Genomic DNA, 13,691 nt, shown 5'->3' with positions numbered 1-13,691 from the left:
GGCTCACCCCAACCTACGCCAGCGGTGCGATGCGCGGATCAATAGCTCCGCTGCACCGAATAATCAGCCAATGCCGCCAGCGCATCGCGATACCGCGACGGCGGCAGCGCTTCCAGCGCATCCCGCGCCGCATGCGCATGGAACACGGCGCGCTCGTGCGTGCGGTCCAGCGCGCCGGAATCGCGGATCGCCGCGATGATCCGCTCCAGCGAATCCAGCCCGCCGTGCTCGATGGCGTGGCGCAGCGACTGCACCTGCTCCGGGTCGGCCTTCTGCATGGCGTAGATCAGCGGCAGGGTCGGCTTGCCCTCGGCGAGGTCGTCGCCGATGTTCTTGCCCAGGGTGTCGGCGTCGCTGACGTAGTCGAGCAGGTCGTCGGCGATCTGGAAGGCATAGCCCAGTTCCATGCCGTAGCGGCGCAGCGCGGCGATCTGGTCTTCCGGCAGGCCGCCCAGCACGCCGCCCAGTTCCGTGGCGGCGGCGAACAGCACGGCCGTCTTGCGTTCGATCACCGCCAGGTAGGCGGCTTCGTCCACGTCGGCATTGCCGATATTGAGCAGCTGCAGCACCTCGCCCTCGGCGATGGTGTTGGTGGTGTCGGCCAGGATGCGCATCACGCGCATGTCGTCCAGTTCCACCATCAGCTGGAACGAGCGCGAATACAGGAAGTCGCCCACCAGCACGCTGGCCGCATTGCCCCACACCGCGTTGGCGGTCTTGCGGCCGCGGCGCAGGTCGGACTCGTCGACCACGTCGTCGTGCAGCAGGGTGGAGGTGTGGATGAACTCGATCACCGCGGCCAGCTTGATGTGCTGCTCGCCGCCGTAGCCGGCGGCGCCGGCCGCCAGCACGTGCAGCATCGGGCGCAGGCGCTTGCCGCCGCCGGCGATGATGTGGTCCGCGATCTGGTTGATCAGCACCACGTCGGAGGAGAGCCGGCGGCGGATCAGGCCGTCCACCCGCTTCATGTCGTCGTCGGCCAGCGCGCGCACGTCGGCGAAATCGGTCGGGCGGATGGCGGTGGCGGGCATCGTGGTCATGGCGGGGTCGCGGCTTCGTAGCGAACGATTATAGGGGGAGGGCGCGCCATTTCGCCGCCGGAAGGTCATGGTGCGCCCGGAGACACAGCCTGTTTCCCTGCCGGAACGTTTGCAAACCGGCCGCCGCGCCCCAATCATCAGCGCATTCGATCCGGCCTCGCGCCGGCTATCCCGGGGTGCCGACGATGGCCCATGAAATCATTGCCCTGCTGGCCGAATACGGCCTGGTGCTGGTGTTCTTCAACGTGCTGGTCGAGCAGGCCGGCGCGCCGGTGCCGGCGGTACCCACCCTGGTCGTGGCCGGCGCCCTGGCCGCCAACGGCCAGCTGCCGCTGATGGGCGTGGTGGGGCTGGCCCTGCTGGCCTGCCTGCTGAGCGACCTGGTCTGGTACTGGGCCGGCCGCCGCTACGGCGCGGGGGTGATGCGCACCCTGTGCCGCATTTCCTTGTCCCCCGATTCCTGCGTCAAGCAATCCGAGCTGCGCTTCCAGCGCTGGCGCGGGCAGGTGCTGCTGGTGGCCAAGTTCGTGCCCGGCCTGTCCACCGTGGCCCCGCCCCTGGTCGGCGCGCTGGGCCTGCGCCCGGCCATGTTCGTGCTGATGGACGGCCTGGGTTCCCTGCTGTGGCTGGGCCTGGCCGTGGGCCTGGGCTATGTGCTGGCGCCGCAGATCGACCAGGTGCTGGTGGCGCTGGGCAATGCCGGCACCATCGCGCTGGAAGTGGTCGGCAGCCTGCTGGCGCTGTACATCCTGATGAAGTGGTGGCAGCGCCACCGCCTGATCGCCACCCTGCGCATGGCGCGCATCACCGTGGACGAACTCAAGCGCGCCATCGACGAAGGCCTGGAGCCGGTGCTGGTGGACGTGCGCTCGCCGGCCGCCCGCATGGTCGACACCCGCGTGATTCCCGGCGCCCTGCTGGCCGACGTGGCCGGCATCGACCGCGCCGTGCACGACGTGCCGCTGGACGCCGAGCTGGTCATCTACTGCAGCTGCCCCAACGAGGCCTCCGCCGCCGTCGCCGCCAAGAACCTGATGCAGCAGGGATATCGCCGCGTGCGCCCGCTGCTGGGCGGCCTGGACGCCTGGGAAGCGGCCGGCTTCGCCATCCTGCGCCTGCCGCCGGAAGGCGCCGACGCCGAGGACGGGCACCTGCCTACGCAGCACGCGGCCTGAGGCTTACCCGGGGCGGGGCGCAACGTCGCTGCTCTTGAGACCCCGGGACCAGTATCATGACCGGCCATATCAACCCCGGCCGTACTCCTCCCTATTTACGGCCGGCCAATCGAGGAAACCCATTCCATGGCCCGTGGCATCAATAAAGTCATCATCGTCGGCAACCTGGGCGCCGACCCCGAGACGCGCTACACCAGCAGCGGCACCGCGATCACCAGCCTGCGCATCGCCACCTCCGAGCAGTGGACCGACAAGCAGAGCGGCGAGCGCCAGGAGCGCACCGAGTGGCACCGCGTGAAGCTGTTCGGCAAGCTGGCCGAGATCTCCGGCGAATACCTGAAGAAGGGCCGCCAGGTCTATATCGAAGGCTCCCTGCGCACCGACAAGTACACCGACAAGGACGGCGTCGAGCGCTACAGCACCGACATCATCGCCAACGAGATGCAGATGCTGGGCGGTGGCGGCGGTGAAGGCGGCGGCGCGGGTGGTGGTGGCGGCGGTTACCAGCGTTCGCAGGGCGGCGGTGGTGGCGGTCAGCGCCAGGGGGGCGGCGGTGGTGGCTATGGCAACCGCAGCGGTGGCGGCGGTGGCGGCGATTACGGCAATCGCGGCGGCAGCGACTTCGGTGGCGGCGCCAGCGGCGGCAGCAACCGCGGCGGCAACGACTACGGCTCGCGCCAGTCTTCTCCGCCGCCGGTGGAGAACAACAGTTTTGATGATGACGATATTCCGTTCTGACGATCACCCCGTTCCTAGGTGGTGAGAAAATTAGAGATAGAAGCCCCGCTTATGCGGGGCTTTCTTTTTTCCAGAGTTAGAAAAGGATGCCGCAGTCTGTGACCTCTATTTGCCGATGCGCTTCCATACCGACACGGCGACGCTGTCACTGCCAGGCTGGGCGGGAACCTGGTAGCTCAGTTCATCGTCGGACAAGGTATAAGGGCGAACCTGCACCGTGCCGTTCCATCGCTGGATGTATGAAAGATCAATGTGGAACGTCACCGTATGCGCCACGGCGTCGAGATCGACATGGCCATAATGCGTACTGGCCAACTCACCGGGCTTGAATTCCTTGCGCATGCCACGCTCGTCGACTCCAAGCGTCGGCTCGTTGCTACGAAACACTTGCAGGGAGTAATCCCCCTCCTTGCCGACGACCAGGATGCCTTTGGGCTGCGATCCGAAGCCGAAGGTCTTTGTTCCGTCCTTGTGTAGGTCATAAGCAGACTTTAAGGTCCAGGTGCCTGCGAGCGGCGACATGGCTTTGCCCGAAGCGGGCGCCCCGTCCGCGCTTTGTGCCGCCTTCTCCGGGACGCTTGTGCCGGCCATTAGCGCTGGCGACAAGATCAACAGCGCGAGAGCTATTTTGCATCGGTGCATGGGAATGCCTTTGGGCTGGGGGAGCCAAGCGTAGCCTCCCGCCATGTGCCAATGAATCCGTCAGAAATGAATTTCTGCCATTGCAAAATGAAATGATCACGGACGCTGCGGGCATCTCCCGTCACCCGAAGATCGGTGGCACGGAGAGGGGCTTACGCTCCGACATCCGGGATAGGGATTTTGCGGCTCATTTCGCGCCTCGCGGCCGCAGGCGGCCTACGGCATCTTCGATGTGCGCTGGGCCTCTCCAATAGCGCGCACGACCGCCTTCGCCACCGCCTCCGGCTGATCGATCTCGATGTCATGCGAGCTATCCGCAACATGCACCAGAGCGCCGCCGGATGACATGGCAACGATCTGCGCCTGCGTGCGCGCCCGTGCCTCTTCCAACCCTTTGCGATCCCGCGGCAACGCATCAGCATAGGTATTGGCCGCAGACAGCACGATCAGCGGTGTCGAACCGTGCGTCTCCTGCTTCGACACGGGCGGCTTGAACACCGCGGCATTGTTCTGCAGTACCGACAGCACCGTGTGCCAGTACGCAGGCTTCGACATGAGCGCGAGGTTCGCCGCGTTGACCTTCGCGCTGGCGTTCGGATCGGCCTCGCCGAGACACTGGCTCAGGTCCTTATCGGTGGACGGCAATGCGTGCTTTTCAGCGGCAGCCGCACACTGGCGAAGAAACGCGAACCGCTGCACCGAGAGCGTGTCCTCATCCTTCTGCCAGCCGGGAGCAAACCGCCCGATATCCTGCGCGGGCGGATCGAGCAGGACCATCGCGCTCACCTCCGCCGGATAGCGGCTCGCATACTGCCGCACGATATTGCTGCCCAGCGAATGCCCGACCATCACCAGCGGAGTCGTCAGCCCGGCGTGCTGGATCAGCGCGTGCAGGTCCGACACGTCAGCGTCGAGATCTCGCGGCAACGGCCCCTCGCTGCTGAAGCCGAAGCCGGCCCGGTCGTACGCGCAGACGCGTGTGTGTGCGGCCAGAAGTGGTTGCACCTTGAACCACGTGGAGGAGTCGGCGAGCGCGCCAGCTTCCAGCAGCACAGTCTGCGCCCCGCTTCCCGAACAACGCAGATTGAGTTGGCGGCCATGACCGAGGTCGATCAGCTTCGCCGCTTCCGCATAGCTGTCCGGCATGCGCTGCGGTGTGGATGCGTGGTTGGCATCGGTGGCGACGGCCTGGCCGAACATCGCGGCCAGCACAAGGACGCCGCACGCTTTCAGGTACATCCCGCTCACGGTGTGTCTCCCCTCGATGGCCCGGACAGTACGCCGGGCAGGCCCTCCATCGACACGAGGTGATGCACGAAGTTCAGGAGCGTCGTGCGAGCACCACGGCGTGACGCAACTTTATTCCGCAGCGCGCCGCAACTTTATTCCGCTGAGTGGCGAGCCTTATGGACGACGGATGGCGCGCCACGTTTTGCTCCACGGCGATGGAAAGCAGCCTTTATCCAAAGAAAAACCCCGGTTCCCCGGGGTTTTTGCTCTTCGATCCACTGGCCTCAAAACACCACGAACAGATTCGTCGACAAGGTATGCGCCTGATCGCGCTGCCCCTTTTCGTAGTCGTAGTTGAACCTCAACGACGTGCGCTTCGACAGCGTCGCATTAAGCCCAAGGTTCAACACGCCGCTATAGCGCGACAGGCCGATGCCCACCAGCGGTTGCCATTGCTGCAAGCCGACGAAGCTGGCGTCGAACGCATCGCCATGCGAAGCCAGCGTACGGCGAAGCTGCACGCTGGCGCTGAAATCCACGGCGCGGCCACCCGCGAAATCCCAGCGCCGCGCTGCACGCAAACCAAGGCCGGCGCGCCAGCGATCCAGCATCTGCGCATTGGTGCGCAGGCCGAAGCCGCCTGCGCCTTGTTCGGCGAAACCGTCGCGGTCGATGCTGGCGTATTCCACGCTGGCGAACGGCGTGATGCGGCTGCCCGCCAGGTTCAGATGCAGGCCGGTCTCGCCATAGGCCACGTTGTAGTTGCCGCTGTAGTCGGTGGAGACGCCTTGCAGGCTGGTACCCAGCAGCAAGCGGCGGTTGACGCTTTGCTGGAAATGACCGACGCCGAGGCGGCCCTGCGCGTACCAGTTGCCATTGACCCAGCCGGCGTAGAGCATGCCCTCGGTGCTGCGGCTGCGATTGCGGTCGTAGGCCTGGTCGAGCTGCTGCTGCCCCTGGTTCTGGCCGAAGGCAAAACCCGCCACGCCCGAGCTGCCGATCTTCCGGTCGCTGCCTACCAGCCATCCGTTCAACTGGAAGCCGACGCCGTCATAACCGGAACGGCCCATGCCGCCACCGACGTTGAGGCTCTGTGTCCACATGCCGTAGCCGGTGTTGCGGCCGAGCAGGTCGTCGAAGTGGTCGGCCAGCGCACGGCTGGAGGCGTCGATCGCTTCGAACGTCATCGCCGCACTGGCGGCGTGCAGCTGGCCGGAGAGGCTTTGCAGCGAGGCCTGTGCAGCCTCCAGGTTGGGGGCCTGCTGGAACTCGCCGGCGGCTTGCACGAAATCGCTCGACACGCTGGAGAGGTTGCCGCTGGCGATCTTGCTATTGAGCTGGGTGAAGGCGCCTTGTACGCGCTGCGCGCTGCCGAGCGACAAAGGCGTATACGTCACGCCACCACCCGCCGCCGCAGTCGTCACATCGAGGCCGGTGGTATCCAGCCATGCGCTGTGGGAGTCGTAGTAAATCCTGGATGAGATGAAGACCACTCCTGCGGCTTTGGCCAGTCGGGTGAAGCTGCCACCAAACGAAATGCCTTTCGTGGTGGTAAAGACCTCGGTGTGGGAATTGGCGACGTAGCCTTGATCGGCACCGATAATTTCCAGCGTGCCTCCGCTCACCAGAATGTTGCCGTCGACCACGAGCTTGCTGCCTAGGCTCACGGCCAGGGTGCCGGTGAATGTATTGGTGTAGCTGCCGCCGATGTGGGTGTCGCCGCCGCGCACGACGACCCTGCCGGAGTTGTAGAGGTCGCCGGTGACACCGGCAAGCTGGGCGGCTCCCCCGTTCGCGTAGCCTTCCAGCGTGGTTGTGCCATTCACCTTGACATTGCCCGGCAATGCGTAAGCAGTCCTGATGGAACCCTGGTTGATCGTCGTCCCCCCGGTGTACGTATTGTCCGGTGACTGCAGGATCAACTCGCCCGGGCCGTTCTGCGTGACGGAGCCCGGCCCGGAGATCGCGCCGCTGGCAAAAACATTCCGCGCGCTATTGAAGAGCAGGGCGCCTTTATTCAGCACCGGCGCCTCGAACGAAAAATTGCCGGTTGCGCTGCCTGGGATGTCGCCGCTGTTGTCGATCTGTAGCGTTCCGCGCTCGATCGTGATCCGCGAGGGACGGAGCACCTGATTCCATGGAACCAGCGTCAACTTACCGCTGCCGGCATGGATCAGCGCGCCATCTCCCACGGACGAAATGCTGCTCGCGAAAGTGACATCATCGCTGCGATTGAATACCAAGGTGCCGGAATGGATCGCGATATTGCCGCCCAGGCCAAGCGAGCCCTTGGAGCCGCCATCGCCGATCTGCAGCGTGGTGCCATCGGGTCCGGTGCCGTCGATGGTTACGCTGCGCGGAATGAGATTGTCGTTGTCGATGACCCAGGTGCCGCCGTTCGCTACCGTCATGTCACCGTAGAAGCGGCTTTTACCGGTGACGGTCTGCGCATACGAGCGCACGCTTCCTGCTGCGCCGGTCAAGGTCAGCGTGGAATTCGAGCTTACGCCGACGTCGAGGTCGCCGCGGATGGAACTGCCGGCCGACAACAGGACGGCGTTGTTCGCGTTCTCGCGCAATTTCACATCACCGATGATGGTGCCCGCGTTGGTCAGCACCAGCGCTCCACCGGCATTGCCTGCGGGTAGGTATTCCGAAGCGACGAAAATGGCGCAGCCGCCGGACTTCGGGCAGTCCCCGGCGCGCGTACCGGTGCTTGCGATGGTGGAGCCGGCATCGTTGGTCACGCTGCCGCCGTGCTGCAGGTAGACCGCCGTGGCCGCCGCCGAGATCGTGGCGCCTCCACCGTTCGTGACCGCGCCGGGCTGGCCGGTCACTTCGATGGCTATGCCGTTGCTGGACAAGATGGAACTGCCGGCGCCTTCATTGGTAACGCTGCCGCCGTACTGCAGGCGGATCGCACCTGCTCCGCCGGATATGACGCCGCCCGCGCTGTTCCGGACCGTGCTTGTGGCCAGGGCCGCCTGCACCGCGAGGCCCGTGCCGGAGCTGATCGTGCTGCCGACGCCTTCGTTGCTGACCGATCCACCGTAGCTCAAATCGGTAGCGACATCTCCGCCCTGAATCGTTCCGCCGCCGTTGTTGGCGATTGATCCCGGATAGCCGTTGAAGGCGATGCCTGCGTGGCTTCCGCGGATGCTGCCGCCGTCCTGGTTGAGGACGGCATAGCTGCTGCCGAAGATGTTCTCGCCGCTGACGGCGACACCCACGTTGCCGCCAAGCGCCCCTGCATTGATCAGCGTCGCTCGACCCTGCAGCAGGATACGGTTGGATAGCGCCACACCTCGGCCTACCTGCAGGCTGGTGTCGATATTCGATGACGACCTGCGATCACCCACGGTGATGTCGCCTGCGCCCAGCGTGGCTCCCGCCGCAAGCTTCAACGTGCCGGCGTTCACCATGGTGCCGCCGGTGTACGTGCTGGCGCCGGTGAGTATCAGTGTTCCCGTGCCCTGCTGGGTCAACGAACCGCTGCCGCTGACGGCGCCGGCGAAGCTGATGTCGTCACTGCGGTTGAATACCAGCGACGCATTGTTCGTGACATTGCCCTGGATCGATCCGCTGGTGCCGCCATTGCCGATCTGCAGGATGCCCTGGTTGACGGTGGTGCCGCCGGTGTGACTGCTTGCGCCGGTAAGCGTCAGCGTGCCGGCGCCGTTCTTGACCAGGCTCGTCGAGCCGCTAAAGGTATCCGGTCGCACCGTAACCTGGCCGCCTTCGACGCTAATGTCACTGGACGTGGCTGGTGGTGCGGGCCTGACGTTGCCGCCACCGCTATTGCCACCGCCACCGCCACCACAACCGGATAATCCCAGCGCCATGGCCACTGCCAGCGCCATCGCGCAGGGCCTGGCCCATGCATCCATGACCGTACGATCGGGTGCTGCCGCACCGCGCAGAGCTTCCATGTATTTCCCCTTGTGAGCGCAATATCTTGTCGTAATAACTAACGACACGCCAGGGGTTTGCCGCTGATGCGCCAGGGCTGGCGCTTCCTTTTGCCGGATTGGCGGGTTGGACCGCCGCCATTGGCGCGGAGTCAAGCCCGAACATCTGCTCCTGCAAGTTCACTCGCAACGCTGCTCCAGCCACCGCGATTGCGACGCTCTGAACTCCTGCGGCGCCACCCCATACGCCCGCCGGAACGCCCGAGTGAAATCCGCCGCATAGTTGAAACCCAACCGCCCGCCCAGCTCGCCGATCGCCCCGGAGCGCGAGCCCGCCAGTTCATCCGCCGCCTGGCGCAGCCGGCAATTGCGGATATACGCGTGCAGCCCGCCTTCCGCTTCGAACAGCCGATACAGCGTGGCCCGCGCCAGCGGAAAGCGGCCAAGGATGTTTTCCGGCACCAGCTCCTGCGAATGCAGATGGGCGTCGATGTAATGCTTGATACGGCCAAGCATCGCCGCGCGCGCGGCGCCGCGGGGGCTGTGGCTCTGGCTGGCCGCCTTGCGGAAGGCCGCGAGTATCAGTTCGGCCGCCACGTGCAGCGCGCGGCTCGCCTCGGTATCGCTCATCGCCGGCAAGGCATCGCACATGTCCTGCAGATGCGCCCGCAACTGCCGTGTCGACGGTGCGGCATAGCCCACCACCTTGCCATGCAGCGACTCCGCCTGCGGAATCGCCGCTTCCACCACGGCGCGCGGAAGAAAGAAGGCCAGGGTGCGTGTGCGCGTGGGGCGCCGCATGGTCATCGGCCGGCCCATGTCCAGCGCGAGAATGCCCGGTACGAACTGCGTGATCGGGCGTCGCTGCGCGGTGCCGGTTTCGGTCTCGGCAATGCCTTCCATCAGCACGTGGAAGCAGTAGTCGCGCATGTCGTCGGCGGCGATCTTTTGCGCAGAGCGTTGCAGCATGGTCGGGCCGGTACGGCTGTCCAGGTAGACGATGTCCGGCAGCACATACGTATCGAGTTCGGCATGGAAGCCGCCGGCGATCTGCGCCGGCGCCACCGGCACCTCCAGCATGCCGGCCAGCCGGTCGCGCCAGGCCGGCAGTTGCCGTTCCCTGGGTTCGCCGGCCACGCTGAAGCGCTGGCGGCTCAGCGCGGTGTCCGCGGAACCCTGTTCCTTGTGCCGCGCCCACGCGGCTGTGCGCGCCGTGTCGCCGCGGAGCGGATCCTGCCAGAAGGTGTGCATGCTCCTGCCCCTGTCGATGCGACCTGCCGTGGTCCGGTATCGTGGGAAGGGGGCGCCGGCTTGTCTGTAGAACAAACACGCTACAGGTGCCGCCGCCGGCCGCCGCGCACAATGCGCTTCTTAAAGGAACCCAGGGATCCACTATGGAATCACCGGCCGCCGGCCAGACTCCGCCGCTGATCCACGTGGCGATCGTCGAGGACGACCTGGGTTTCAGGCGCGCCCTCAGCGAGGCCATCGACAGCACGCATGACCTGCGCCTGGCCGGCGTCGCCGGCACGCGCGCCGAAGGCTTGCAGTTGCTGCTGGGCGCGCCGGTGGACGTGCTGCTGGTGGACCTGGGCCTGCCGGACGGTTCCGGCATCGACGTGATCAAGGCCGCGGTGCAGCAGTGGAGCAGCTGCAGCGTGGTGGTCAGCACCAACTTCGGCGACGAGACCCACGTCATCCGCTCGATCGAGGCCGGCGCCTCCGGCTATCTGCTGAAGGACAGCTCGCCCGCCCGCATCGTCGACGAGATCCGCAGCGTGGCCAGCGGCGGCAGCCCGATCAGCCCTATCATTGCGCGCCAGGTGCTGGCACGGTTCCGGCAGCTGGGGGCAGGGGGTGCAAGCCGCGCCCAGAAACCGGACGAGGCAGCGCAACTGCTGTCCGCGCGCGAGAAGGAAGTGCTGGAGCTCATCACCAAGGGATTCACGGCGAATGAAATCGCCCGGCTGATGTCGTTGTCGCCCTTCACCGTGCGCAGCTTCGTGCGGCGTATCTACAGCAAGTTGAATGTGACATCCAAGGCGGAAGCGATTTATGAGGCCAGGAATCAGGGGATTCTGGACGGCTGACTCGACCGGCAAAGTGGAAGTGGTGGATGAGCGGGCGCCGCGTTCGCCATTGAAAAGCGTTCCCGCCGCAGCGGCGCTGTTGTTCTCGGTGGCTTTGCTGGCCGCGCTGGGGGCCTTTCTTTCGCTGGCGGCCAGCGGCATCGAGCGTTCGGGCGAATGCCTGCATCTGACGCAGGGCAGCTGGCAGGACGCGCCGGCCACGGGCTTCAGTGCGATGCCGGCTACGCAGGACAGCCGGAGCCTGCCGTCCGACTGGCGCAACGCCAACTTGCCGCTGGCTATGCCGGCGAGCGCCGAGGCTTCGGAGACATCCGCTTACCGCACCACTTGGGTAAGGCTGAAGATCGACGAAGCGCAAGCGCTCACCGCCTCGCGCGCCTTGTACGGCGTGCGCCTGAAAACCGACGGCCCCATCGCAATCTATATCAACGGCAAGCTGGCCTATCGCGCGCAACCGCGCGGCCAGCAGTGGAACAGCCTGTTCATGCCGCTGTGGATGAACCTGGAACCCGGCACGAGCGATGCGCCGGTGCATGAAATCCTGATTGGCCTGCAGCACACGTCCAGCTATCCCGTAGCCGTTTCCTCGCTTTGGCTCGGGCCGGCCGATGCCTTGCGCGGCCGCTACCAGGTGCGCCAATGGCTGCAGTCGGGACTGCCGGCGATGTTGAACGCGGCGTTCCTGGCGGTAGGCATCTTCGCGCTGTTCGTGTGGTTCAGGCGCCGCGAGGATGCCAGCTATCTGCTGTTCTTCTGCCTTGCCGCCACCGCCTTCGCCGGCCATCTGCATTACTACGTGGACCTGCCGATCGCCCGCGACTGGTTCGGCTGGCTGGTGATCAACTCGCTGTGCTGGGGGCTGACCTCGCTGCATTTCTTCCTGCGGCTGCTGCACGGCCGCCCGCTGCGCTGGCTGGGGCGTGCGGTGGTGGCCACCGTGGTACTGATCGGCTTGGCGACGATGCCGCTGCCATGGGCCTTGCCCAATTCCTCGCCGATGCTGGCGACGATCTACGCGCTCGAGCTGCTGATGGCGCTGGCGATCTGCATCGTGGGCGGCGCCGCCACCTGGCGTGCATCGCGGGAGGGGCGGGTGGTGGTGGTGGCGCTGGCCATCTGCGAGCTGCTCGGCATGTCCGACTGGATGCTGCACAACAATGTGGTGGGGCCGGAGGGCTGGTTCCTCGGCGCGTACACCAATGGCGTGACATTCATTTTCTTCGGGTTGCTGATGTATCGGCGCTATGTGCGAGCCATCGAAGAAGTGGAGCGGGTGAATGCGAGCCTGGCCGAACGCTTGCGCTTGCGCGAGGCCGAACTGGAAGCAAGCCACCAGCGCCTGCGCGAGATCGAACAGCGCCAGTTGCTGAGCGACGAACGCCAACGCCTGATGCAGGACATGCATGACGGCCTGGGCTCCACGCTGATCAGCGCGATCCGCTCGGTGGAGCAGGGCCGCATGCGCGACGCCGAGGTTTCGCAGTTGCTCAAGGACTGCATGGATGACCTGAAGCTGGCGATCGACTCGATGGAGCCGGTGGAGGCGGACTTGCTCTTGTTGTTGGCAACGTTGCGCTACCGCCTGGAACCTCGCATGGAAAGCGCCAACGTCGCGCTGGTGTGGGACGTAAAAGAACTGCCTGCGCTGGATTGGCTGGACCCATCGAGCGCGTTGAATATCCTGCGCATCGTGCAGGAGAGCGTTGCCAACACCTTGCGCCATACGCGGGCCACGGTTATCCGTGTTGCTACCGCCGTCGAAGGCGATGGTGTGCAGGTGATCATCGAGGACAACGGGCAGGGCTTCGATGTGGCGGCCGCGTTGTCGCGTGGTGGTGGCCGCGGCTTGCATAATCAGCAGCGGCGTGCGCAGGTGATCAATGGGCGGGTCGAATGGGTAGCCGGAGAGGCCGGCACGCGATTTACGCTCTGGCTTCCCGTGCTGCGGGGAGATGAAGTATGCGGTTGAGAGGTGCCTTCGGACTGTTTTCGTTCGCGGTGGCGACCATGGCAGTGGGCGCGGAGTACAGGATTGACCCGCATTATCCTCGCGAGCCGGTCTGCGTCGCGATGACAAAGGCACTCAATAAAGGCGCCATCGTCGATGTGCGAACGCCTGTGTGCCGCAGAAGGATGGATATATCTGGCAACCGAGAAGGTCTGTCGTCCGCAAGTTTACGAAAGATCGATCTTCAGGATCATCGGCAGCTGCTCATCGAGATGCTGATGATCACCGGTGCACCCATGGCGAGCGACAAGGCCGGCCAGCGTGTGGATGACATCATTCGTTCTTCGGAGGTGAGGATCTACGCCACCAGGTTGGATCCCGATAACAGCGGCCATGTCCGAAACATATACGTTGTGGACAATACGATCTGCGAGCCTGAGTGGTCCTCGAATCCGGTGTCTCCGGCCGTTTACGTGTAAGCGGCCAACGGGGAGTTGGATCCTTATTGGGGGAAGGGTTCGTTCGCCTTGGGGTATCCATTCTTCTACAAAGGGCAGACCTACTACACCCAATGGCAGTCGAATGGGCCGCGGTTTCCGGCGTCCTTGTTATTGTATTCGCCGCTTGTCGTGAGCGAATTCAATCGATCGATGTTCAAGCAGGAGGTTTTGCTCTCGTTTGTCCCATCGAGCGGAAGTAACAGGAACCTATTTGAATGGCGTGTTCTTGAGAAATGGATTCGCTTCGGAGGACGTCGCCTCGCTCAGGGGCGTCATCAAACCGGAATACGATGCGCTGAGGAAGCCTGGCTGAGCGGTGGCTCTGCTTTTGCTGCGATCGCCTGTCCCTCGTTGCAAGCGCGTTGTCGTATCGCTGCCGCTTTACTCCGTGCGTTGGTGGTTATCCCTGGGCTTTTGTTC

10 protein-coding genes are annotated in these 13,691 nt (G+C 65.0%); 5 read left to right on the top strand and 5 right to left on the bottom strand.

The window, feature by feature from the left end; translation table 11 throughout:
* Positions 1 to 38 precede the first annotated feature (38 nt).
* Positions 39 to 1,040: a polyprenyl synthetase family protein gene (locus tag FHW84_RS02115; RefSeq protein ID WP_167252461.1), complete on the bottom strand. Its 1,002-nt coding sequence runs from the start codon at positions 1,038 to 1,040 to the stop codon at positions 39 to 41.
* A gap of 185 nt (positions 1,041 to 1,225) precedes the next feature.
* Between FHW84_RS02115 and FHW84_RS02110 the strand changes: the two genes are divergently transcribed.
* Together FHW84_RS02110 and ssb are read left to right on the top strand one after the other, a co-directional pair.
* The gene (locus FHW84_RS02110; protein WP_167252460.1) at positions 1,226 to 2,215 is read left to right on the top strand and encodes a DedA family protein/thiosulfate sulfurtransferase GlpE; all 990 of its coding nucleotides are present in this window, start codon (positions 1,226 to 1,228) and stop codon (positions 2,213 to 2,215) included.
* Between the two features lie 126 nt (positions 2,216 to 2,341).
* Positions 2,342 to 2,953 (top strand): single-stranded DNA-binding protein, encoded by a 612-nt coding sequence (ssb, locus tag FHW84_RS02105; RefSeq protein WP_167252459.1) that lies wholly within the window; start codon positions 2,342 to 2,344, stop codon positions 2,951 to 2,953.
* A 105-nt stretch (positions 2,954 to 3,058) separates the two neighbouring features.
* Here ssb and FHW84_RS02100 read toward each other — a convergent pair whose 3' ends face one another.
* The 4 genes from FHW84_RS02100 to FHW84_RS02085 all read right to left on the bottom strand — a co-directional run bounded on the left by FHW84_RS02100 (position 3,059) and on the right by FHW84_RS02085 (position 9,984).
* The gene (locus FHW84_RS02100) at positions 3,059 to 3,640 is read right to left on the bottom strand and encodes a lipocalin-like domain-containing protein (RefSeq protein WP_167252458.1); all 582 of its coding nucleotides are present in this window, start codon (positions 3,638 to 3,640) and stop codon (positions 3,059 to 3,061) included.
* A gap of 171 nt (positions 3,641 to 3,811) precedes the next feature.
* Entirely contained in the window at positions 3,812 to 4,834 is a 1,023-nt protein-coding gene (locus FHW84_RS02095) for an alpha/beta hydrolase (protein WP_208399598.1), read from the bottom strand.
* Positions 4,835 to 5,109: 275 nt separating this feature from the next.
* The gene (locus tag FHW84_RS02090; protein WP_167252456.1) at positions 5,110 to 8,754 is read right to left on the bottom strand and encodes an autotransporter domain-containing protein; all 3,645 of its coding nucleotides are present in this window, start codon (positions 8,752 to 8,754) and stop codon (positions 5,110 to 5,112) included.
* Positions 8,755 to 8,913: 159 nt separating this feature from the next.
* Positions 8,914 to 9,984 carry a helix-turn-helix domain-containing protein gene (locus tag FHW84_RS02085; RefSeq protein WP_167252455.1) on the bottom strand — a complete coding sequence of 357 codons (1,071 nt, stop codon included), beginning with the start codon at positions 9,982 to 9,984 and terminating at the stop codon, positions 8,914 to 8,916.
* 143 nt (positions 9,985 to 10,127) lie between these two features.
* On the opposite strand from FHW84_RS02085, the gene FHW84_RS02080 reads away from it, so the two are divergent.
* Genes FHW84_RS02080 through FHW84_RS02070 form a run of 3 tightly spaced genes read left to right on the top strand, consistent with a single transcriptional unit; the run spans position 10,128 to position 13,250 of the window.
* Positions 10,128 to 10,823 carry a response regulator transcription factor gene (locus FHW84_RS02080; RefSeq protein ID WP_167252454.1) on the top strand — a complete coding sequence of 232 codons (696 nt, stop codon included), beginning with the start codon at positions 10,128 to 10,130 and terminating at the stop codon, positions 10,821 to 10,823.
* On the top strand, positions 10,789 to 12,792 hold the full coding sequence (locus tag FHW84_RS02075; RefSeq protein WP_167252453.1) for a sensor histidine kinase: 2,004 nt from the start codon (positions 10,789 to 10,791) through the stop codon (positions 12,790 to 12,792). The genes FHW84_RS02080 and FHW84_RS02075 overlap by 35 nt, the downstream gene beginning before the upstream one ends.
* Before the next feature lie 38 nt (positions 12,793 to 12,830).
* Positions 12,831 to 13,250, top strand: coding sequence for a hypothetical protein (locus FHW84_RS02070; RefSeq protein ID WP_167252452.1), 420 nt, complete (start codon positions 12,831 to 12,833; stop codon positions 13,248 to 13,250).
* The last annotated feature ends 441 nt before the right edge of the window (positions 13,251 to 13,691 follow it).

The organism is Dyella sp. SG562 (assembly GCF_011759495.1).
Classification (GTDB): Bacteria; Pseudomonadota; Gammaproteobacteria; order Xanthomonadales; family Rhodanobacteraceae; genus Dyella_D; species Dyella_D marensis.
This window is presented reverse-complemented; position numbering and strand designations above follow the sequence as displayed.

Bases quoted from the DNA above. Each gene is read 5' to 3' on its own strand.
- FHW84_RS02115 (WP_167252461.1), bottom strand. From the start codon at position 1,040: ATGACCACGATGCCCGCCACCGCCATCCGCCCGACCGATTTCGCCGAC.
- FHW84_RS02110 (WP_167252460.1), top strand. From the start codon at position 1,226: ATGGCCCATGAAATCATTGCCCTGCTGGCCGAATACGGCCTGGTGCTG.
- ssb (WP_167252459.1), top strand. From the start codon at position 2,342: ATGGCCCGTGGCATCAATAAAGTCATCATCGTCGGCAACCTGGGCGCC.
- FHW84_RS02100 (WP_167252458.1), bottom strand. From the start codon at position 3,640: ATGGCGGGAGGCTACGCTTGGCTCCCCCAGCCCAAAGGCATTCCCATG.
- FHW84_RS02095 (WP_208399598.1), bottom strand. From the start codon at position 4,834: ATGTACCTGAAAGCGTGCGGCGTCCTTGTGCTGGCCGCGATGTTCGGC.
- FHW84_RS02090 (WP_167252456.1), bottom strand. From the start codon at position 8,754: ATGGAAGCTCTGCGCGGTGCGGCAGCACCCGATCGTACGGTCATGGAT.
- FHW84_RS02085 (WP_167252455.1), bottom strand. From the start codon at position 9,984: ATGCACACCTTCTGGCAGGATCCGCTCCGCGGCGACACGGCGCGCACA.
- FHW84_RS02080 (WP_167252454.1), top strand. From the start codon at position 10,128: ATGGAATCACCGGCCGCCGGCCAGACTCCGCCGCTGATCCACGTGGCG.
- FHW84_RS02075 (WP_167252453.1), top strand. From the start codon at position 10,789: ATGAGGCCAGGAATCAGGGGATTCTGGACGGCTGACTCGACCGGCAAA.
- FHW84_RS02070 (WP_167252452.1), top strand. From the start codon at position 12,831: ATGGCAGTGGGCGCGGAGTACAGGATTGACCCGCATTATCCTCGCGAG.